At 65.7% G+C, this 21,435-nt stretch carries 14 protein-coding genes; 11 read left to right on the forward strand and 3 right to left on the reverse strand.

Annotated features, from left to right (window positions below):
- Positions 1 to 3: 3 nt before the first annotated feature.
- The 8 genes from ABZW74_RS08235 (at position 4) to ABZW74_RS08270 (ending at position 14,804) form a co-directional block, all read left to right on the forward strand.
- The gene (locus ABZW74_RS08235; RefSeq protein ID WP_240860123.1) at positions 4 to 1,107 is read left to right on the forward strand and encodes an MCE family protein; all 1,104 of its coding nucleotides are present in this window, start codon (positions 4 to 6) and stop codon (positions 1,105 to 1,107) included.
- Positions 1,107 to 2,441 (forward strand): MCE family protein, encoded by a 1,335-nt coding sequence (locus tag ABZW74_RS08240; RefSeq protein ID WP_355275499.1) that lies wholly within the window; start codon positions 1,107 to 1,109, stop codon positions 2,439 to 2,441. Before ABZW74_RS08235 ends, ABZW74_RS08240 begins: the two co-directional genes overlap by 1 nt.
- A gap of 77 nt (positions 2,442 to 2,518) precedes the next feature.
- On the forward strand, positions 2,519 to 3,736 hold the full coding sequence (locus ABZW74_RS08245; protein WP_240860176.1) for an MCE family protein: 1,218 nt from the start codon (positions 2,519 to 2,521) through the stop codon (positions 3,734 to 3,736).
- Positions 3,733 to 4,980 (forward strand): MlaD family protein, encoded by a 1,248-nt coding sequence (locus ABZW74_RS08250; RefSeq protein WP_240860126.1) that lies wholly within the window; start codon positions 3,733 to 3,735, stop codon positions 4,978 to 4,980. Before ABZW74_RS08245 ends, ABZW74_RS08250 begins: the two co-directional genes overlap by 4 nt.
- 72 nt (positions 4,981 to 5,052) lie before the next feature.
- Positions 5,053 to 5,703: a hypothetical protein gene (locus ABZW74_RS08255; RefSeq protein WP_240860128.1), complete on the forward strand. Its 651-nt coding sequence runs from the start codon at positions 5,053 to 5,055 to the stop codon at positions 5,701 to 5,703.
- A complete protein-coding gene (locus tag ABZW74_RS08260) occupies positions 5,703 to 6,764 on the forward strand; it encodes a hypothetical protein (protein WP_355275501.1) in 1,062 nt (353 codons plus the stop codon). The genes ABZW74_RS08255 and ABZW74_RS08260 overlap by 1 nt, the downstream gene beginning before the upstream one ends.
- A 555-nt stretch (positions 6,765 to 7,319) precedes the next feature.
- The gene (gene rpoB / locus ABZW74_RS08265; RefSeq protein ID WP_240860131.1) at positions 7,320 to 10,808 is read left to right on the forward strand and encodes a DNA-directed RNA polymerase subunit beta; all 3,489 of its coding nucleotides are present in this window, start codon (positions 7,320 to 7,322) and stop codon (positions 10,806 to 10,808) included.
- 39 nt (positions 10,809 to 10,847) lie between these two features.
- A complete protein-coding gene (locus tag ABZW74_RS08270) occupies positions 10,848 to 14,804 on the forward strand; it encodes a DNA-directed RNA polymerase subunit beta' (protein WP_240860132.1) in 3,957 nt (1,318 codons plus the stop codon).
- Between the two features lie 154 nt (positions 14,805 to 14,958).
- Here the strand turns inward: ABZW74_RS08270 and ABZW74_RS08275 are convergent, their stop codons facing one another.
- Entirely contained in the window at positions 14,959 to 15,663 is a 705-nt protein-coding gene (locus ABZW74_RS08275) for a TetR/AcrR family transcriptional regulator (protein ID WP_355275504.1), read from the reverse strand.
- 108 nt (positions 15,664 to 15,771) lie between these two features.
- On the opposite strand from ABZW74_RS08275, the gene ABZW74_RS08280 reads away from it, so the two are divergent.
- The gene (locus ABZW74_RS08280) at positions 15,772 to 17,226 is read left to right on the forward strand and encodes an MFS transporter (RefSeq protein ID WP_355275506.1); all 1,455 of its coding nucleotides are present in this window, start codon (positions 15,772 to 15,774) and stop codon (positions 17,224 to 17,226) included.
- 210 nt (positions 17,227 to 17,436) lie between these two features.
- On the opposite strand, the gene ABZW74_RS08285 is transcribed toward ABZW74_RS08280, so the two are convergent.
- On the reverse strand, positions 17,437 to 18,438 hold the full coding sequence (locus ABZW74_RS08285) for an alpha/beta hydrolase (protein WP_355275508.1): 1,002 nt from the start codon (positions 18,436 to 18,438) through the stop codon (positions 17,437 to 17,439).
- A gap of 91 nt (positions 18,439 to 18,529) precedes the next feature.
- Between ABZW74_RS08285 and ABZW74_RS08290 the strand changes: the two genes are divergently transcribed.
- Both ABZW74_RS08290 and ABZW74_RS08295 read left to right on the forward strand, forming a co-directional pair.
- Positions 18,530 to 20,191 carry an NAD(P)/FAD-dependent oxidoreductase gene (locus tag ABZW74_RS08290; protein WP_355275510.1) on the forward strand — a complete coding sequence of 554 codons (1,662 nt, stop codon included), beginning with the start codon at positions 18,530 to 18,532 and terminating at the stop codon, positions 20,189 to 20,191.
- A 4-nt stretch (positions 20,192 to 20,195) separates the two neighbouring features.
- A complete protein-coding gene (locus ABZW74_RS08295) occupies positions 20,196 to 20,990 on the forward strand; it encodes a carbon-nitrogen hydrolase family protein (RefSeq protein WP_355275512.1) in 795 nt (264 codons plus the stop codon).
- Positions 20,991 to 21,059: 69 nt separating this feature from the next.
- Here ABZW74_RS08295 and ABZW74_RS08300 read toward each other — a convergent pair whose 3' ends face one another.
- A complete protein-coding gene (locus ABZW74_RS08300; RefSeq protein WP_355275514.1) occupies positions 21,060 to 21,347 on the reverse strand; it encodes a hypothetical protein in 288 nt (95 codons plus the stop codon).
- Positions 21,348 to 21,435: the final 88 nt, after the last annotated feature.

Below are 21,435 nucleotides of genomic sequence, written 5' to 3' on the forward strand. Positions count from 1 at the left end.
ATGATGACCGACCAGTCCAACGCATCCGATTCCGAAGATCAGGAACCGCAGCAGACCCATCCGCATCGCCGCTTCGGCGGACGGCGCAGCCCGGTCAGCATCGGCGCGATCGGCATCCTCATCCTGTTGATGCTCGCCATTTCGTCGTTCTATCTGACGTCGCTTCCGCTCGTCGGTGCCGGTGCGCGCTACACCGCGAAGTTCACCGAGGCCGCCGGACTCAAGCCGGGCAACGAGGTCCGTGTCGCCGGTGTGAAGGTGGGCGAGGTCGACGGCGTGGAGCTCGACGGCGACCGCGTCAACGTCACATTCCGGGTGAACAACACCTGGATCGGGAACCAGACCCAGGCGTCGATCCAGATCAAGACCATCCTCGGGCAGAAGTTCCTGGCACTGGTCCCGCGCGGCAGCGAGCCGGCCGATCCCGACGAGCCCCTCACCGACACCGTCGCTCCCTACGACGTGGTCGAGGCCTTCTCCGACGCCGCCAAGCAGCTGACCGGCGACCCCAACGGCGGTGATCCCGGGATCAACACCACGCAGGTCGCGACGTCGCTGCGGACGTTGTCGGATGCGTTCTCGGGTACCGCCGGCGACATGGGCCCGGCGCTCGACGGCATCGCCCGTCTGTCGTCGACCATCGCGAGCCGCGACCAGGAAGTGCAGCGGCTGCTGGTGGCCACCAAGGACACATCGAAGATCCTGGCCGATCGCAACGAGGAGTTCGTGCGCCTCATCGCGGGTGCCGGACAGCTGCTCGACGAACTGAACAATCGCCAGCGTTCCATCTCGGCGCTGCTCGCGAGCACCACCAGTCTGAGCACCTCGCTGACCGGCATCGTGCGCGACAACGAGAAGCAGATCGGTCCGGCGCTCGACGCGATCAACGGCGTCAACCAGCTGCTCATCGCGCAGAACCAGAACCTGCGCAAGACCATCACCTACATGGCGCCGTTCTATCGGCTCTACGCCAACGTGCTCGGCAACGGTCGCTGGTTCGACCAGGTGGTCGTCAACCTGCTGCCGCCGGGTCTGCCGCAGCAGAACACCACGCGTCCGCCCAACAAGAAGGCGGATCAGAACAACGGTGGAACGGAGGCCGGCTGATGACCGCGCCCGACCTCACCCGGACGTCCGGTCCGGGCCGCTGGTTCACGCCGCGGCACATCGTCTACATCGTCATCGGGCTGATTCTCGCGTTGATCCTCGCGGGTGCCCTGTCGTGGGTGTTCTCGTCGCTGGGCACCACCAAGATCACCGCGACCTTCAAGCGGACGGTCGGCATCTACGAGGGTTCCGACGTGCGGGTGCTCGGTGTCGCGGTCGGCAAGGTCGACTCGGTGGAGCCGCAGGGGGAGACCGTCAAGGTGACCATGACGGTCGATCGTGGTGTGGACCTGCCCGCCGATGTCCGTGCGGTACAGATCATTCCGTCGGTGGTCGCCGACCGCTACGTCCAGCTGGCCCCGGCATACACGGGTGGTCCCAAGGCTTCCGACGACATCACCTTGGGCCTGGACAAGACGCTGGTTCCGGTCGAGGTCGACCAGATCTATCGGAGTGTCAAGGAGCTGTCCGACGCACTCGGCCCGCAGGGCGCCAACAAGAACGGCGCGGTGAGCGACGTGATCGCCACCGGTGCCGACAACCTCTCGGGCAACGGCGAAGCGCTGGGCAAGGCGATCGAGAACCTGTCGAAGGCCTCGACCACCCTCAGCGATTCGCGCGGCAACCTCGTCGACACCATCAAGAACCTGAACGTGTTCGTCGGCGCGCTGCGGCAGAACGACGCGCAGGTGCGTCAGTTCAACACGCAGATGGCGTCGTTCAACACGTTCCTCGCGGGTGAGCGCAACCAGCTCGCGACGTCGTTGAACCGGCTGTCGTTCGCGCTCGGCGATGTCGCGACGTTCATCGCGGACAATCGGGAACAGATCGGTGAGACCGTCAAGGATCTGCAGCCGACGACGCAGGCATTGCTGGACACCCGGAACTCCTTGAAGGAGATCCTGACGGTGCTGCCGGTGACGCTGAACAACCTGATCAACGCCTACGACGCCGAGTCCGGCACGCTGGCGCTGCGTCTGACCATCCCGGATCTGCAGGATCTGATCGGCGCCCAGTGCCGTCTGCTCGACCTCGGCAAGCTGATGCCCGGCAACCCGGCCTTCGTGCAGTTCAGCACGAGGCTCGCGCCGCTGATCAGCCAGTGCGAGAACATCGGTAGGCAGATCAAGAACCGGGTGCTCGAACCGCTTCTGCCGGTGCTGCCGTTCGGCATCATGAGCAACGACAAGCTGCAGCGCTACCCGGTGCCGGGAACCGTGCCGGGCAACCCGGATCCGAACCTCACGACCCCGACGTCGACCCGGGCACCTGCGACGCCGTCGACACGACCGTCGCGCACCCCGGCGTCGAGCACACCGCGGGGAGGCAACTGATGACCCGTCCCGTCCCGATCGTGCGAGCGGTTCCGCGTCGCGTCACGCGAGCTGCCGCCGTGGCCGTGCTGTTGTCGATGGTGTTCGCGATCGCCGGCTGCGGGAGCAACGGCATCCAGTCGATCCCGCTGCCCGGCGGTGTCGACACCGGCGACAACCCGCGCACCTACAAGATCCAGTTCGACAACATCCTCGACCTGGTGCCGCAGTCGATGGTGAAGCAAAACGGCATCCCGGTCGGCCGTGTCACCAAGATCGAGGTGCCGGGTCAGGAGTGGTTCGCTCAGGTCACCGTCGAGGTGAAGAACGAGGTCGATCTGTCGGACAAGGCGCTGGCCAGCGTTCAGCAGACGTCGCTGCTCGGCGAGAAGTTCGTGGCGCTGGCCGAACCGCCGAACACGGCCGACGCGCCGCGGCAGAACCCGGATCAGCCGATCCCGCTCACCCGGACGCGCACCGCGACCGATATCGAGCAGGTTCTCGGTGCGCTGGCGATGCTGCTCAACGGAGGTGGGCTCAATCAGCTGCAGCCGATCGTCACCGAACTGAACAAGGTGCTCGGTGGCCGTACCACTGAGGTGCGGAGCCTGCTGAGGCAGACGAACGTCCTCATCACCGGCCTCAACCGTCAGCGCGACGACATCATCCGGGCCATCGACGGCCTGGCTGCGTTGTCGACTCGCACGGCTGCTCAGACTGCTCAGATCGACCGCATCCTCAAGCAGTTGCCCGCGGGTATCGAGGTGCTCGAGCAGCAGCGGCCGCAGTTCGTCGACCTGCTGACCAAGCTCGACAAGCTCGGCCAGGTGGGTACCGATGTCCTCGGCAAGTCACGTGAAGCGCTGATCACCGATCTGAAGGCGCTGCGTCCGATTCTCACGCAGCTGGCCAAGTCGGCGCCCGATCTGATCACCGCCGCGCCGCTGATGCTGACCATTCCGTTCCCGGACTGGATTCTGCCGGGTGTGCACGGCGACTCGGCCAACCTGTTCATGACGCTCGACTTCCGGCTGCTCAACCAGCTCGAAGCGCTCGGCGTCGGGCAGGGAAGGCCGAAGTACTCGCCCAACGCGCGAGTGAACGTTCCGGTCAACCCGGCCAACCCGTACTACGGCGGCAACGGCCCGCGGTACGGCTGGCCGACCATCACCCTGCTGCCGCCTGCGCCCAACTCGCGGCCGGGGCCCAACACACCACCGTCGGGCGGCACGTATCCGGCGTCGTTGCCGAAACCGGTGCAGCCGGGTCAGCGATTCTTCGACGGTCCGCTCGCGATGCTGGGGGTGCAGCCGTGATCAGCAGATTCGTCAAGATCCAGTTGATCGTGTTCGTGATCGTCGGGCTGGTGGCGATGGTGTACGTCGGTGCCAGGTACGCGCGGCTGGACAAGCTCGCAGGATTCGGGACCTACAAGGTGACGGCGCAGATGGCCGATTCCGGCGGCATCTTCACCAACGCCGAGGTGACCTACTTGGGTGTGCCCGTCGGACGCGTCGGTGAGCTGAAACTGACGCAGACGGGAGTCGACGTCACCCTCGACCTCGATTCGGGCGGCCCGGAGATCCCGGCATCGGCGGTGGCCGTGGTGGCCTCCCGGTCGGCGATCGGTGAGCAGTTCGTCGACCTGCAGCCGCGCTCGAGCGGTGCGCCCTACCTCGAAGACGGTTCGACGATCACACGCGAACACACGCAACTCCCGCCGCCGCTCGAGGACGTGGTGGCCTCCGCGATCGACTTCACGTCGTCGATCCCGGTGGACGACCTGCACACGGTGATCACTGAGCTCGGCAAGGCGTTCAACGGGCAGAGCGAGAACCTCACCCGACTCGTCGATTCGCTTTCTCGGCTGAGCCGGGCCGGGGTGGAGAACCTCGGCGCGACCGTCGCACTGATCGAGGACTCCAACGTCGTGCTGGCCACCCAGGCCGAGCAGTCCGACGAGATCCTCGCGTGGTCGCGCAACATCAACCTGATCACCGCGACGCTGCAGTCCGCCGATCCGGATCTGCGCCGACTGCTGACCACCGGAACGCTGGCCGCGACGCAGGTCTCCAACCTGATCCAGAAGAACGGCGGCGACATCGCCAAGGTCGTGAGCGACCTGTCGCAGGTGGTGCGCACCATCGAACCGACGTCGTTCGCGGTGTCGCCGACCTTTGCGATGCTCTCGGCGTTGTCGGCGGGCAGCTACAGTCCCGCGCCCGGCGACGGTCAGATCCACTTCGGTGTGGTGCTCGAGACCAACAACCCGGCGTCGTGTACCCGCGGTTACGAGGGCACCCAGGCGATGATCGACCGGATGAAGGCCCAGAACCCGGCCTTCAACGTCCACTACGACGAGTTCCCGTTCAACACGAACGCGAAATGTACTGTGCCATTCGGCAATCCGACAGGGGTGCGCGGCGCGGAGCGTGCCAAGTACTCCAATCCGGCCTACCCGCAGCCGTGGGACAAGACGCCGAAGAAAGATCCCGACAAGCTCAACCTGAATCCGCTCGCGACCCAGCTGGCGATCCTGTTGGGTGTCCACCAGAAGTAGGTCGGCCTGCAGGCCTGTCGATTCCATCGCGGATTGGCAAGTTCTCAGGTGCGATCGTTACAGTGACGGCCGATGAAGACTGACAAGAACCCGCGCAACGACGCGCAGCAGCCGACGGCGAACGACGCCGATCGCCGGCCCCGCAACATCGTGGGGGTGCTGGCGATCGTTGCGGTCGCTGTGGCCGTGGCGTGTGCGGGATTCTTCGGATACCAGGCCTACGAGGCCTACTTTGTCCAGAAGCCGATCCAGCAGGCCCGCGACGAGGCGACCGCCGCCGCCGAACAGGCCATGGTCAACGTCACCACCATCGATCCTGCGCGCCTCGACGAGTGGCAGAGGAATCTGAACGCATCGTTCACCGGTGGGGCGCTCACCCAGGTCAACAACCAGATCCAGGCGTCGTTGATCGACCCCCTGCGCAAGGCCGCCAACCAGAAGCGGATCACAACCGGTGCGGTGAAGAGCTCGGCTCCGACCGAGGTCAACGCCGACGACGGAACCGCGAAGGTCCAGGTGTACGTGAACGTGGTCGGCAGCGCCGACGGGAAGCAGTCGGACCCGGTGACGATGGGATTTCTTCTGCACATGAACAAGGGGTCCGACGGCACGTGGAAGGCCGACACGGTCTTCCCGCTTGACGGTATGGCCGTGCAGGAACAACCCGGTCAGCGCACCACGCCGAGCACGCCGGTGACCCCGCCCCAAGGTGGTGGGAACTGATGGCACCACGTAGTCCACGACCACGAAGTATCGGACCGCGCACACCACGCACTCCCGGATACCGGCCACGCGTCGCCGGGTCGCGGTCGAACGTCGACGACTCCAACTGGTCGTCGGGTCCCGCGCAGCCGGACCGGGCCGATCAGCCCGACGCTGACGTCGCTGCTCCCGCCGCCGGCACCGATCCGGAACCGGACACGACGCATATCGAACGTGCCGACGACCCTGCGATCTCAGACGACGCCGACACCGCGGAGACTGTACCCGCGGACGAGGCCGAGACCGTAGAGACCGAGACGGACGCGGCACCCAGTGCCGAGCCGGACACCGACGCCGGCGCTGCGAAGGCCGACGCCACCGAGGCTGTGCCCCTGGACAAGCCGACGGGCAAGACGCGCACGGTGTCGCGGGTCTCGACCCTGCGTTCCGGCGCGGACGCCCCGCCGACGAAGAGTGGTCCTGCGTCGGACGCCAAGCGCCCGGCGAGCGCACGTGCAAAGTCGGGGTCGGCGGCCGTGACCGGGTTCGGACGCCAACTGGCAACCGGGCGGGGCTGGTTCAGCCGGCGCACGGTCGCCATTCTCGCGGCCGTGGCCGCCGTGCTCGCGGTGCTTGCCGCCATCGCAGCGGCCCATCCGGGTGCCGACATCGGACCGAACCGCGCGTACATCGACACATCGGCGACGGCCGAACTGTCCGGGCAGGTCGGCGCCAAGATCTGCACGGCCATCGCCTACCAGGGCCCGAACGTCGACGAATGGGTGCGCCAAGCCCACGCCGTCCTGTCCGGAGAGGCCCGCAAGAACTTCGACTCCGTGGTGCCGACCCAGCGCGACCTGATCACCAAGACCAACATGGTCGCCGAATGTCGCGTGGATTCGATCGGCGTCAAGAATCTGACCGAGGACGGCCAGGGCACCGTGCTGGCCAGCCTCATCGTCAGCCAGTCGATCAACGGGATGGCCGTCAACAGCGGTGTCCCGGCCCTGGAGATCAGTGCCGAACGCTCGGGCGACAACTGGATCATCAACAAGATCCTGACGCTCAGCACCGGCGGCTGAGGCGTCGAGTTTGGTGGCCATCCTCTGAACTGGGGAAATGCCCTTGGGTCGTACCCACAAAATCTAGGGGAGGAGTTTCTTCCCCGAGGTTCACAGTCGTCCGCCAGAAATTTCCGGGGGAGGACTCAAAGAGTAGGGGAAGAGTTTCTTCCCCTACTTTTTTGTGGCGGCGGGCTTCGAGGCCCGCACCTCGGTCGGCGGGAGAGGCCCCGCCGAGCTGCGGGCAACAAAGTTTCCACAAAAATGCGCGTAGCGCTTGACGTGGGGACGAAGTCGGTCCACGCTGTGACCAGCGATTGACGTGCAAGGCAGCCACCGGCGCGCAGTTGCTTCGAGACGCGCTTGACAAAGTACGTCTACTTTCTGCTACAGTTGGACGTTGCGCTGGCTGCCTCCTGTCCATCTTTGATCCTCCTCACGGCCACTACAGGTTCTCCAACGAACCGCGTTGTGTGTGCTGCGGTGATCGCCGATCCAGGTTGTCACCAGCGAACGGCCCATCAAGCCACTCACCGCACAACCAGGTAGTGAAACGTCGTGTTGGAAGGACGCATCTTGGCAGTCAACCGCCAGTCCACCTCAACCATCCCCGGCGCGCCGCATCGCGCGTCTTTTGCCAAAATCAGCGAGCCGCTGGAGGTACCCGGCCTCCTCGACCTCCAACTCGATTCCTTCGAATGGCTCGTCGGTTCCCCGGAGTGGCGCGCGAAAGCAATCGCGCGCGGCGAGGAGAACCCGACCGGAGGCCTCGAAGACATCCTGCACGAGCTGTCCCCGATCGAGGACTTCTCCGGATCGATGTCGCTGTCCTTCTCCGACCCGCACTTCGACGAGGTCAAGGCCTCCGTCGAGGAGTGCAAGGACAAGGACATGACCTACGCGGCGCCGCTGTTCGTCACCGCGGAGTTCATCAACAACAACACCGGTGAGATCAAGTCGCAGACCGTGTTCATGGGCGACTTCCCGATCATGACCGACAAGGGCAGCTTCATCATCAACGGCACCGAGCGTGTCGTGGTGAGCCAGCTGGTCCGTAGTCCCGGCGTCTACTTCGACTCCGCGATCGACAAGGCCACCGAGAAGACCCTGCACACCGTCAAGGTCATCCCGGGCCGCGGCGCATGGCTCGAGTTCGACGTCGACAAGCGCGACACCGTCGGCGTGCGCATCGACCGCAAGCGCCGTCAGCCGGTCACCGTGCTGCTCAAGGCGCTCGGCTGGACCACCGAGGAGATCACCGAGCGTTTCGGTTTCTCCGAGATCATGATGTCGACCCTGGAGAAGGACAACACCGCCAACCAGGACGAGGCGCTGCTCGAGGTCTACCGCAAGCTGCGTCCGGGTGAGCCGCCGACCAAGGAGTCCGCGGAGAACCTCCTGGAGAACCTGTTCTTCAAGGACAAGCGCTACGACCTCGCCCGCGTCGGCCGCTACAAGGTCAACAAGAAGCTCGGTCTGACCGACACCCCGATGTTCGGCGAGTCGACCCTCACCCGTGAGGACATCGTCGCCACCGTCGAGTACCTGGTGCGTCTGCACGAGGCCGATCCGCACATCACCACGTACATGACCGTTCCCGGTGGTGTCGAGGTGCCCGTCGAGGTCGACGACATCGACCACTTCGGCAACCGTCGTCTGCGTACCGTCGGCGAGCTGATCCAGAATCAGATCCGCGTCGGCCTCTCGCGTATGGAGCGTGTCGTGCGCGAACGCATGACCACCCAGGACGTCGAGGCGATCACGCCGCAGACCCTGATCAACATCCGTCCCGTCGTGGCGGCGATCAAGGAGTTCTTCGGCACCAGCCAGCTGTCGCAGTTCATGGACCAGAACAACCCGCTGTCGGGTCTGACCCACAAGCGTCGCCTGTCGGCGCTGGGCCCGGGTGGTCTGTCCCGTGAGCGCGCCGGCCTCGAGGTTCGCGACGTGCACCCCAGCCACTACGGCCGGATGTGCCCGATCGAGACTCCCGAGGGTCCGAACATCGGTCTGATCGGTTCGCTGTCGGTGTACGCGCGGGTCAACCCGTTCGGCTTCATCGAGACCCCGTACCGCAAGGTCGTCGAGGGTGTCGTCACCGACGAGATCCACTACCTGACCGCCGACGAAGAGGATCGTTACGTCAAGGCCCAGGCAAATGCCGCGGTCGACGCGAACGGCCGCTTCACCGAGGACCGCGTGTCGGTTCGTAAGAAGGGTGGCGAGGTCGAGCTCGTCGGCTCCGATCAGGTCGACTACATGGACGTGTCGCCGCGCCAGATGGTGTCGGTCGCGACCGCGATGATCCCGTTCCTCGAGCACGACGACGCGAACCGTGCCCTCATGGGTGCCAACATGCAGCGTCAGGCCGTGCCGCTGGTGCGCAACGAGTCGCCGCTGGTCGGTACCGGCATGGAGTTGCGTGCCGCCGTCGACGCCGGTGATGTGGTGGTCTCCACCAAGACCGGTGTGGTCGAGGAGGTCTCCGCCGACTACATCACCGTGATGTCGGACGACGGCACCCGCGACACCTACCGGATGCGCAAGTTCGCCCGGTCCAACCACGGCACCTGCGCCAACCAGCGTCCCATCGTGGACGAGGGCCAGCGCGTGGAGTCGGGTCAGGTCCTGGCCGACGGTCCGTGCACCGAGAACGGTGAGATGGCGCTCGGCAAGAACCTGCTCGTGGCGATCATGCCGTGGGAGGGTCACAACTACGAGGACGCGATCATCCTGAGCCAGCGGCTCGTGGAGGAGGACGTGCTCACCTCGATCCACATCGAGGAGCACGAGATCGACGCCCGCGACACCAAGCTCGGTGCCGAGGAGATCACCCGGGACATCCCGAACGTCTCCGACGAGGTCCTCGCCGATCTCGACGAGCGCGGCATCGTGCGCATCGGTGCGGAGGTTCGCGACGGCGACGTCCTGGTCGGCAAGGTCACCCCGAAGGGCGAGACCGAGCTGACCCCGGAGGAGCGTCTGCTGCGTGCCATCTTCGGTGAGAAGGCCCGCGAGGTGCGCGACACCTCGCTCAAGGTTCCGCACGGTGAGACCGGCAAGGTCATCGGCGTCCGCGTCTTCAGCCGCGACGACGACGACGATCTCGCACCCGGCGTCAACGAGCTGGTCCGCGTCTACGTGGCCCAGAAGCGCAAGATCCAGGACGGCGACAAGCTCGCCGGCCGCCACGGCAACAAGGGCGTCATCGGCAAGATCCTGCCCGCCGAGGACATGCCGTTCCTGCCGGACGGCACCCCGGTCGACATCATCCTGAACACCCACGGTGTACCGCGTCGTATGAACATCGGCCAGATCCTGGAAACCCACCTCGGGTGGGTCGCCAAGGCCGGCTGGAACATCAACGTGGCCAGCGGGGTTCCGGATTGGGCGTCGCGTCTGCCCGAGGACATGTACTCGGCCGAGCCCGACACCAACACCGCCACTCCGGTGTTCGACGGTGCCCGCGAGGAGGAGCTGACCGGACTGCTGTCCTCGACGCTGCCGAACCGCGACGGTGACGTCATGGTCAACGGCGACGGCAAGGCGACACTGTTCGACGGTCGTTCCGGCGAGCCGTTCCCGTACCCGGTGTCGGTCGGCTACATGTACATCATCAAGCTGCACCACCTGGTGGACGACAAGATCCACGCGCGTTCCACCGGGCCGTACTCGATGATCACGCAGCAGCCGCTCGGCGGTAAGGCGCAGTTCGGTGGTCAGCGCTTCGGTGAGATGGAGTGCTGGGCCATGCAGGCCTATGGCGCCGCCTACACCCTGCAGGAGCTGCTCACCATCAAGTCGGACGACGTGGTCGGCCGCGTGAAGGTGTACGAGGCGATCGTCAAGGGCGAGAACATCCCGGAGCCCGGTATCCCCGAGTCGTTCAAGGTGCTGCTGAAGGAACTTCAGTCGCTGTGCCTGAACGTCGAGGTGCTCAGCTCCGACGGTGCGGCCATCGAGATGCACGACACCGACGACGAGGATCTGGAACGCGCTGCGGCCAACCTCGGAATCAACCTGTCGCGCAACGAGTCCGCCACCGTGGACGATCTCGCCAACTGACCATCACCGAATCTGACTAGAAGAGCCGAAAGGTAACAAGTGCTCGACGTCAACTTTTTCGACGAACTGAAGATCGGCCTCGCCACGGCCGACGACATCCACAACTGGTCGTACGGTGAGGTCAAGAAGCCCGAGACCATCAACTACCGCACGCTCAAGCCGGAGAAGGACGGCCTCTTCTGCGAGAAGATCTTCGGACCGACTCGCGACTGGGAGTGCTACTGCGGCAAGTACAAGCGCGTGCGCTTCAAGGGCATCATCTGTGAGCGCTGCGGCGTCGAGGTGACCAAGGCCAAGGTGCGCCGTGAGCGCATGGGCCACATCGAGCTGGCCGCGTCGGTCACGCACATCTGGTACTTCAAGGGTGTGCCGAGCCGGCTGGGCTACCTGCTCGACCTGGCGCCGAAGGATCTCGAGAAGATCATCTACTTCGCCGCCTACGTCATCACCTCGGTCGACGACGAGCTCCGTCACAACGAGCTCTCGACCCTCGAGGCCGAGATGGAGGTCGAGAAGAAGGCCGTCGCCGACCAGCGCGACATCGATCTCAACGAGCGTCAGCAGAAGCTCGAGCAGGATCTCGCCGAGCTGGAGGCCGAAGGCGCCAAGGCCGACGTCCGCCGCAAGGTCAAGGACGGTGCCGAGCGCGAGATGCGTCGCATGCGTGACGCCGCTCAGCGTGAGCTCGACGCACTCGAGGAGCTGTGGGACAAGTTCGTCAAGCTCGCCCCGCGTGACCTCATCATCGACGAGAAGCTCTACCACCAGCTCGTCGAGCGGTACGGGGAGTATTTCACCGGGTCGATGGGTGCCGAGGCCATCAAGAAGCTGCTCGAGACCTTCGACATCGACGCCGAGGCGGAGTCGCTGCGCGACACCATCCGCAACGGCAAGGGTCAGAAGAAGCTGCGGGCGCTCAAGCGACTGAAGGTCGTGGCCGCGTTCCAGCAGTCGGGCAACTCGCCGCTGGGCATGATCCTCGACGCGGTGCCGGTGATCCCGCCGGAGCTGCGTCCGATGGTTCAGCTCGACGGTGGCCGCTTCGCGACCTCCGACCTCAACGATCTGTACCGCCGCGTCATCAACCGCAACAACCGCCTCAAGCGACTGATCGACCTCGGTGCTCCCGAGATCATCGTCAACAACGAGAAGCGGATGCTGCAGGAGTCGGTGGACGCGCTCTTCGACAACGGCCGCCGCGGTCGTCCGGTCACCGGACCGGGCAACCGTCCGCTGAAGTCGCTGAGCGATCTGCTGAAGGGCAAGCAGGGCCGGTTCCGTCAGAACCTGCTCGGCAAGCGTGTCGACTACTCGGGCCGTTCGGTCATCGTGGTCGGCCCGCAGCTCAAGCTGCACCAGTGCGGTCTGCCCAAGCTGATGGCGCTCGAGCTGTTCAAGCCGTTCGTGATGAAGCGACTCGTCGACCTGAACCAGGCGCAGAACATCAAGTCCGCCAAGCGCATGGTCGAGCGTCAGCGCCCGGCCGTGTGGGACGTCCTCGAAGAGGTCATCGCCGAGCATCCGGTGCTGCTCAACCGTGCTCCGACGCTGCACCGCCTGGGTATTCAGGCGTTCGAGCCGCAGCTCGTCGAGGGCAAGGCCATCCAGCTGCACCCGCTGGTGTGTGAGGCGTTCAACGCCGACTTCGACGGTGACCAGATGGCCGTGCACCTCCCGCTGTCGGCGGAGGCGCAGGCCGAGGCACGGATCCTGATGCTGTCGTCGAACAATATCCTGTCGCCGGCGTCGGGCCGACCGCTGGCCATGCCGCGTCTGGACATGGTGACCGGCCTGTACTACCTGACCACCCTCAAGGAGGGCGCGGTCGGCGAGTACACGCCTGCCACTTCCGACGACGTCGAGCGCGGTGTGTACTCGAGCCCGGCCGAGGCCATCATGGCCGTCGACCGTGGTGCGCTGACCGTGCAGTCGCAGATCAAGGTGCGTCTGACCGACCAGCGTCCGCCTGCCGACCTCGAGGCGCAGCTCTTCCCCGAGGGGTGGAGCTACGGTCAGGCCTGGGATGCGGAGACCACGCTGGGTCGTGTGCTGTTCAACGAGCTGCTCCCGGTGGAGTACCCGTTCGTCAACGAGCAGATGCCGAAGAAGCGTCAGGCCGTGATCATCAACGATCTGGCCGAGCGCTACCCGATGATCGTGGTCGCCCAGACCGTCGACAAGCTCAAGGATGTCGGCTTCTACTGGGCCACCCGTTCGGGCGTCACCGTCTCGATGGCCGACGTGCTGGTCCCGCCGGCCAAGGCGGAGATCCTCGACAAGTACGAGGAGCGGGCCGACGGCCTGGAGCGCAAGTTCCAGCGCGGTGCGCTCACCCCGGACGAGCGTCGCGACGCCCTGGTCGAGATCTGGAAGCAGGCCACCGAAGAGGTCGGTGCGGCCATGGAGGCGCACTACCCGGATGACAACCCGATCCCGATGATCGTGAAGTCGGGTGCGGCGGGCAACATGACCCAGATCCGCTCGCTCGCTGGCATGAAGGGTCTGGTGACCAACCCGAAGGGTGAGTTCATCCCGCGTCCGATCAAGTCCTCGTTCCGCGAGGGCCTGACCGTGGCCGAGTACTTCATCAACACGCACGGCGCCCGTAAGGGTCTGGCCGACACCGCGCTGCGTACCGCCGACTCGGGTTACCTGACCCGTCGTCTGGTGGACGTGTCGCAGGATGTCATCGTGCGCGAGGTGGATTGCGGCACCGAGCGTGGCATCACCACGACGATCGCCGAGAAGCAGGCCGACGGCACGCTGATCCGCGACGCGCACGTGGAGACCTCCACCTACGCGCGGACCCTGGCCGCCGATGCGCTCGACGAGAACGGCAACGTCATCGTCGAGCGTGGACACGACCTCGGCGATCCGGCCATCGAGGCTCTTCTCGGCGCCGGCATCACCCAGGTCAAGGTGCGCTCGGTGCTCACCTGCGGCACCGGAACCGGTGTGTGTGCGTCGTGCTACGGGCGTTCGATGGCGACCGGCAAGCTCGTCGACATCGGCGAGGCCGTCGGTATCATCGCGGCCCAGTCGATCGGTGAGCCCGGTACCCAGCTGACGATGCGTACGTTCCACCAGGGTGGCGTCGGTGACGACATCACCGGTGGTCTGCCGCGTGTCCAGGAGCTCTTCGAGGCGCGCGTGCCCAAGGGCGTCGCGCCGATCGCGGAGGTCTCCGGCCGGGTGCGCCTGGAGGACGACGACCGCTTCTACAAGATCACCATCGTCCCCGACGACGGTTCCGAGGAAGTGGTCATCGACAAGATCTCCAAGCGTCAGCGCCTGCGTGTGTTCAAGCACGACGACGGTTCCGAGCGGCTCCTTGCCGACGGTGACCACGTCGAGGTCGGCCAGCAGCTCATGGAGGGCTCGGCCAACCCGCACGAGGTGCTCCGCGTCATGGGTCCCCGTCAGGTCCAGGTCCACCTGGTCAACGAGGTCCAGGAGGTCTACCGCAGCCAGGGTGTGTCGATCCACGACAAGCACATCGAGACCATCGTGCGTCAGATGCTGCGTCGCGTGACGATCATCGATCACGGCACCACCGAGTTCCTGCCCGGTTCGCTCGTCGAGCGTGCCGAGTTCGAGGCGGCCAACCGCACGGTCGTCTCCGAGGGTGGCGAGCCGGCGGCCGGACGTCCGGTGCTGATGGGTATCACCAAGGCATCGCTCGCGACCGAGTCGTGGCTGTCGGCGGCGTCGTTCCAGGAGACCACTCGTGTCCTGACCGATGCGGCCATCAACAGCCGCAGCGACAAGCTGATCGGTCTCAAGGAGAACGTGATCATCGGTAAGCTGATCCCGGCCGGTACCGGCATCAACCGGTACCGCAACATCCAGGTTCAGCCGACCGAGGAAGCGCGTGCCGCGGCCTACGCGGTGCCGTCCTACGACGACACCTACTACAGCCCGGACGGCACCTTCGGTGCCCCGGCCGGGGCTGCGGTGCCGCTGGACGACTACGGCTTCTCCAACGACTACCGGTAGTCAATAGCCCAAACACCAAGCGGCCCCCGCACTCTCGCGAGTGCGGGGGCCGCTTGCTTTGTGCGGAATCTGCGTAGGAAACCTGTACGCGGGAGCCGAGCCGTGTGCACTGTGCACCTCGCTCGGCTCGGGCGTACAGATTTCGGAGCGGGTGTCAGGTGCGTTCGGCCGAATCCGCCTGCAGGCGAATGCCTTCCAGTAGCAGTTCGAGTCCCGAACGGAACTGGTCGATGTCCTCGTGCCCGTCGAACTCGTCGACGATGAAGTGCATGAAGGGGTAGTCGGTGGCGTCCAGCGATCGCCATTGGTCGGCGATGGCGTGAAGGTAATCGGCGGCCGCGACCTCGCCGTCGACCACCTCCGGTGGCGGGACCTGACCGAGATCGGCCGCCACCCCGATCACGTAGCCCAGTACTGCGGACACGGCGTGAAATGTCTTGCGGGGGGAGAGGTTCAGGCGCATCATCTGTTCGCCGACTCGCTCGTAGAACACCAATCCGTTTGCTTGGATGGTCGTGTTGCGCATGAAATATGCTGCGAGCCAGGGGCGCTGCGCGACGGTGGTGAACAGGCCCACCGCCAGCGCCCGGACGTTGTCGAGGGGGTCGGCGTCGGCGTCGAGGCTCGAGGTCTCGACGAGTACGTCGGCGATCACGTGGTCGGTCGCGAGATTGAGCAACTCCTCCTTGTTGGACACGTACCAGTAGATGCTGCCGACACCGCCGCCGAGTCGTGCGGCGAGCGCGCGGAAGGTCAGGGCCGGCTCGCCGGACTCGTCGAGGATCGCGACGGCCGCCTCGACCACGGCGTCGAGCGAGTGCGACGCGCGGCGTCGAGTGCGGCTTGCTCCGGGTGCCATGCCGTCTATCCCATCACACCTCCGATTGCGCCTTGCCAGAAGACCGAACAACGTTCTATTCTCGAACTATGTTCGATAACCGAACAACGTTCGATAGGAGGTGTTCCGATGACTTCGGTAACTGAAACAGTCCCGACCCGGACTTATGGGTCGCTGCGAGCCGCGTGGATCCCGCTGGCCGCCCTGTGCTTGGCGTTCTTCGTGGAGATGGTCGACAACACGCTGCTCACCATCGCGTTGCCGACCATCGGCCGCGACCTCGGCAGCGGTACCACCGCGCTGCAGTGGGTGACCGGTGCGTACTCGCTGACCTTCGGCGGCCTGCTGCTCACCGCGGGGTCGGCCGCCGACCGGCTCGGCCGACGCCGCGTGCTGCTCTACGGCCTCGCGGCCTTCGGCCTGATCAGCCTGCTGGTGGTGTTCGTCCATTCAGCAGGTGAACTGATTGCGCTTCGCGCCGCACTCGGCGTCGCTGCTGCTGCGATGGCTCCGATCACCAACTCGCTGGTGTTCCGGCTCTTCGACGACGAGCAGCTGCGAATGCGGGCGATGACGATCATGATCGTCGTCGGCATGAGCGGATTCATCCTCGGGCCGCTGCTCGGCGGTACTGCGCTGGCACACGTCAGCTGGGAATGGCTGCTCGTCGTCAACGCGCCGATCGCGCTCATCGCCTGGATCGGCGTTCGGATGGGCGTCGCGGCCGACCGCCCCGAAGACCTCACGGGCGACCGGCTCGACCTGCCCGGCGCGGTGCTGAGTATCGCGACCATCGGACTGGCGTGCTACATGCTGACCAGCGGCGTCGAATTCGGCTGGGCGTCGATCGTCACTCTTGGTTGCGCGGTCGGTGCCGTGCTCGCGCTCGTCGGCTTCATCTGGCACGAGCGTCGGGCGTCGCAGCCGATGCTGGACCTCACGATCTTCCGGTCCGGCACGGTCCGCGGGGCGTCGATCGCGCAGATCGGCACGTCGATCGCGATGGCCGGGGTGATGTTCGGACTGATCCTGCACTTCCAGTACGCCTACGGCTGGAGCCCGGTCAAGGCCGGCCTTGCGAATCTCCCGATGATCATCACGATGATCGCGGCGACCCCGATTTCCGAGGGCCTCGCTCGAAAGTACGGACATCGCATCGCGTGCCTCGTCGGGGCGGTGCTGCTCGGTGGTTCACTCGCCGGCCTTGCGTGGGCGGTCGACCACGGCTACCTGCCGATCGCGATCTTCATGGTCACGCTCACCATCGGCCTGCGGACGGTCATGACCATCTGCGCGGTCGCGCTGGTCGCCGCGATGCCCGAGAATCGCACGTCGATTGGGACCGCACTCAACGACACCGCGCAGGAAGTCGGCACAAGTGTCGGTACTGCTGTGGTCGGCACCTTGATCGCGGCGCTTGTGACGGTGAGTTTGCCTGCGGGAGTGTGGAGCAACGAGTTGGTGACCTCGTTCTTCCACGGCGAGCGGGTCACCTACGCGATCCTGGCGGTGATCGTCGGCCTGGTCGCCGGGTTCGGTGCGATGACGCTGACCGACTCGCACGAGACCGAGGAGCAGCACTGAACCTCGCTGATCCTGTTCGGCCGGCTCGACTCGTGCAAGGACGAGGATCTGACCGGTAACACGAACGGTCGCACGCTGTGCGGTGTATACGCAGTCACCGATCCGTCGGCCACGGTGAGCGCTGCCTCGGTGACGGCGTTCGATTCGCGCGGCTCGACGTCGGACGCGGCGTTGTACACCTGGAAGAGCTGACCCGGTCGGAGTGCTGCTTCAGCCCACCGGCAATGTGGTGATGGTGTTGGTGCGCAAAAGGAATCGGTAGTAGCTGCCGCCGGGATAGAAGGCCGGGGTCACGGTGTGCGACACCATGTCCGACGACCAGTGCGTGGCGAGGGTGCGGATCACCCGGCCGTTGCGTGGCCGGGGCGCACCGAGCCCCGACAACACCCCGATCAGGTCCGTCGACTCCATCTCGACGTCGATGTGGATGCCGGTCACCAGGCGCACACCCAGGAACTTCTGGTGCGTGGTGCGCTGCAGGATCGACACACCGATGCCGAAGGTGTTGGAGAACGACGGCTGCGACGCGATGACCCGGATCGGCAGGCGTGCGGCGGCGAGGTCGGCGGCCGCGGTGACGAAGTGGCTGCCGAAGAACGAGTTGACCGGGTCGAACAGCATCAGTCCCCGCAGGCGCCGGTAGGCGGTGGGGTCCGCGATGCGCAGGGCGTCGGCGGCCATCAGCACGAACTCGCCGCCCGCGGAGTGACCGGAGAAGATCATCGGCCCCGGCATGGCGACGTCGCGGTGCCGCGAGGCTGCCGCACTTCGAAGGCTGCGGGCGAGTGGGCTGTCGGGTTCCGAGGCGTGCCCGAACACGTCGGCGATCGTGCGTGCGAAGGCGGCGTTGTCGGCGATGTTGTACGCGACCCCGCACCCGGCGAGGTTGACGGAGTCGAGATCGGGGGCCACCACCAGAAACCCGCCGGCTGCGTAGGCACGCGCCATGGTGTCCAGGTTGCGTGCCGAGCGTGAGAACCCGTGCTGCAACCACACCAGCGCGGTGGGCTGTCGGGCTGGGATGTACCAGTGGGCCCTGAGGGTCACCGGTTGGCGGGCGCAGGTCGCGGTGATCGTGGACTGAGCCGTTGTGACCGAGGGCGACGACCCTGCGCGATCGGGCGCGAGCAACCCGAGGCAGAGCGCGACGATGACGGTCGTGATCGCTACGAGAGCGATGCGCGTCGTGGTTGTGTGTGAACCCCGGTGCATGTGTGTGAGCGTATGCCGGTCTGCGCCTTCCCGGCGCGACATTCTCCCGCCACGACCGGTGAGACGGCCCGTGCTGTCCTACTCTCACGGTGTGCAGCCCAATCGGCCGGTGACGATCTTCGGTCCCGACTTCCCGTTCGCCTACGACGACTGGATCACCCATCCGTCGGGGATCGGGTCGGTGCCGCCGGATGCCCTCGGCTCGGAGGTCGCCATCATCGGCGCGGGGATGGCCGGCATGGTCGCGGCCTACGAGCTGATGAAAATCGGGCTGCGGCCGGTGGTCTACGAGCCAGAACGAATCGGTGGGCGCCTGCGGTCGGAGCACTTCGTACCCGGGGAACCGGAGGTCGCCGAGCTCGGGGGTATGCGGTTCCCGGCGTCGTCGTCGACCTTCTTCCACTACGTCGACAAGTTCGGACTGCGGACGCGTCCATTCCCGAATCCGTTGACCGAGGCGGCCGGCAGCACCGTCATCGACCTCGGTGGGGAAACGCTCTACGCCCGCAGTCTCGACGATCTGCCGCCGATCTACACCGAGATCGAAAAGGCCTGGGACAGTGCGCTGGAACGCGTTGCCGGATTCTCTGCGCTGCAGGACGCGATTCGCGAGCGTGACCGCCCGAGACTGAAAGAGCTGTGGAACCGGTTGGTGGTCGATTGGGACGACCGGAGCTTCTACGATTTCCTCGCCACCTCCGACGAGTTCGGTTCGCTGAGCTTCCGTCACCGGGAGTTGTTCGGCCAGGTCGGCTTCGGCACCGGCGGTTGGGATTCCGACTTCGCCAACTCGATGCTGGAGATCTTTCGGGTGGTGGTCACCAACTGCGACACCGATCAGCATCTCATCGTCGGCGGCGTCGAACAGCTACCGCGCCGGCTGTGGTCGGAGAGTCCGCCCAAGATCGCACATTGGCCCGTCGGCACGAGTTTGTCGTCGCTGCACAGCGGCGTGCCCCGCGCGGGAGTGGCCGCGGTGCGCCGCCTCGGCCCGGACCGCATCGAGATCGTCGACACCTGGGGCCACTCCCACGTGTACCCGGCCGTCATCGCCACCTGCCAGGCGTGGCTGCTCTCGACCGAGATCGAGTGCGACGAAAGCCTGTTCAGTCAGGATCTGTGGATGGCCCTCGACCGTACCCGGTACATGCAGTCGTCCAAGACGTTCGTGATGGTGGACCGACCGTTCTGGTTGGACCGGGACCCGGCGACGGGCCGTGATGTGCTCAGCATGACGTTGACCGACCGGTTGACCCGCGGCACCTACCTGTTCGACAACGGGCCCGACCGGCCCGGCGTCATCTGCCTGAGCTACACGTGGATGAGCGACGCGCTCAAGGTGCTGCCGCACCCGGTGGACAAGCGGGTCTCGTTGGCGCTGGACGCATTACGCAAGATCTATCCCGACGTCGACATCGCCGAGCACATCGTCGGGCGGCCGATCACAGTCAGCTGGGAGAACGAACCACACTTCCTTGGGGCGTTCAAGGGCGCGCTCCCCGGACACTATCGCTACAACACGCGGATGTACGGCCACTTCCACGGGCAGGATCGACTGCCCGACGCCGAGCGCGGCATCTTCATCGCGGGCGACGACGTGTCGTTCATGCCCGCCTGGGTCGAAGGGGCGGTGCAGACCGCGCTCAACGCCGTATGGGGTGTGATCCACCATTTCGGTGGCGCCTCGCACCCCGACAACCCCGGTCCGGGCGACTGTTATGCCGACCTCGGACCGATCGACATCGGGTTGTGACCGAATGACCGATATCCTCCGAATAGCGCTTTGGCAGTGCGAGTCTCAGCCAGGATGCGTCGGCGACAATCTCGATCGTCTCGAATCGGCCGCGATGGAGGCCGCCGCACGATCCGCGGATCTGCTGATCACTCCCGAGATGTTCGTCACCGGGTACAACATCGGTGCCGACGCGGTGCGCGCGCTCGCCGAGCCTCCGGATGGTCCGATCGCCCAATGGGTTTCCGACATCGCTGTCCGGTCGGGTGTCGCAGTGCTGTACGGGTGCGCCGAGATCGGCTCCGACGGTCGGGTATTCAATACGATCAGGCTGGTGGACCGTGGCGGGACGGTCGTAGCGACACACCACAAGACGCACCTGTTCGGCGACGTCGACCGGGCGATGGTCGATGCGGGCGACGTTGCGCCACCTGTCGTTTCGCTGAACGGATGGCGCCTCGGGTTGTTGACCTGCTACGAGGTCGAATTCGGTGAACTCGTGCGGTCGCTTGCGGTGCGCGGCGCCGAGGTGGTGTGTGTGCCGACCGCCAACATGATCGCCTACGACGTGGTGCAGGACGTGCTGCTCCCGGCGCGAGCTCTGGAGAGTCAAGTGTTCATCGCCTACGCGAATTACTGTGGTTCAGAAGGAGATCTGCAGTATGGCGGGCGTAGCGTCGGCGTCGCTCCGACGAGTGAGAGCATCGCCACTGCCGGTCGCGAGTCGGCCCTTGTGGTCCTCGACGTCGACCGAACGGTGTTGGAGACGTCGCGGGCGCGGTACCCGTACTTGCGGGACCGTCGTCCGGAGATCTATTGACACCGTTCGGCAAGACACTTTCGGCCCCCGCTCGTGGTGAGCGGGGGCCGAATTCGGGGGAGGGGGGTGTCAGAGGACGTCGAGGTCGCCGTCTCCGTCGGTGTCGGTGAGGGCGGTCTCGAATTCGCCGTCGCCGTCGGTGTCGAATGCGCCGGTGTCGGCGATGCCGTCGCCGTCGGTGTCGAAGGCTGCGCCGTCGTCGAACTGGCCGTCGCCGTCGAGGTCGTAGGTGACCTCGACCAGTCCGTCGCCGTTGACGTCGGTGACCAGGCCGTCGATGGTGCCGTTGTTGTCGTAGTCTTCGCCGACGGCGTCGGTGGTGCCGTTGCCGTCGAGGTCGATCTTCGTTCCTGCCATGATGTCTTCTCCTTGTGTGTGGGCGGTGATCGGCTCGAGTGCCGTTCTGTGGATAGGAGGGCCGCCGGCGCCGGAATGTTCCAGGGGT

It is taken from the genome of Gordonia sp. NPDC003585, from assembly GCF_040610755.1.
Classification (GTDB): Bacteria; Actinomycetota; Actinomycetes; order Mycobacteriales; family Mycobacteriaceae; genus Gordonia.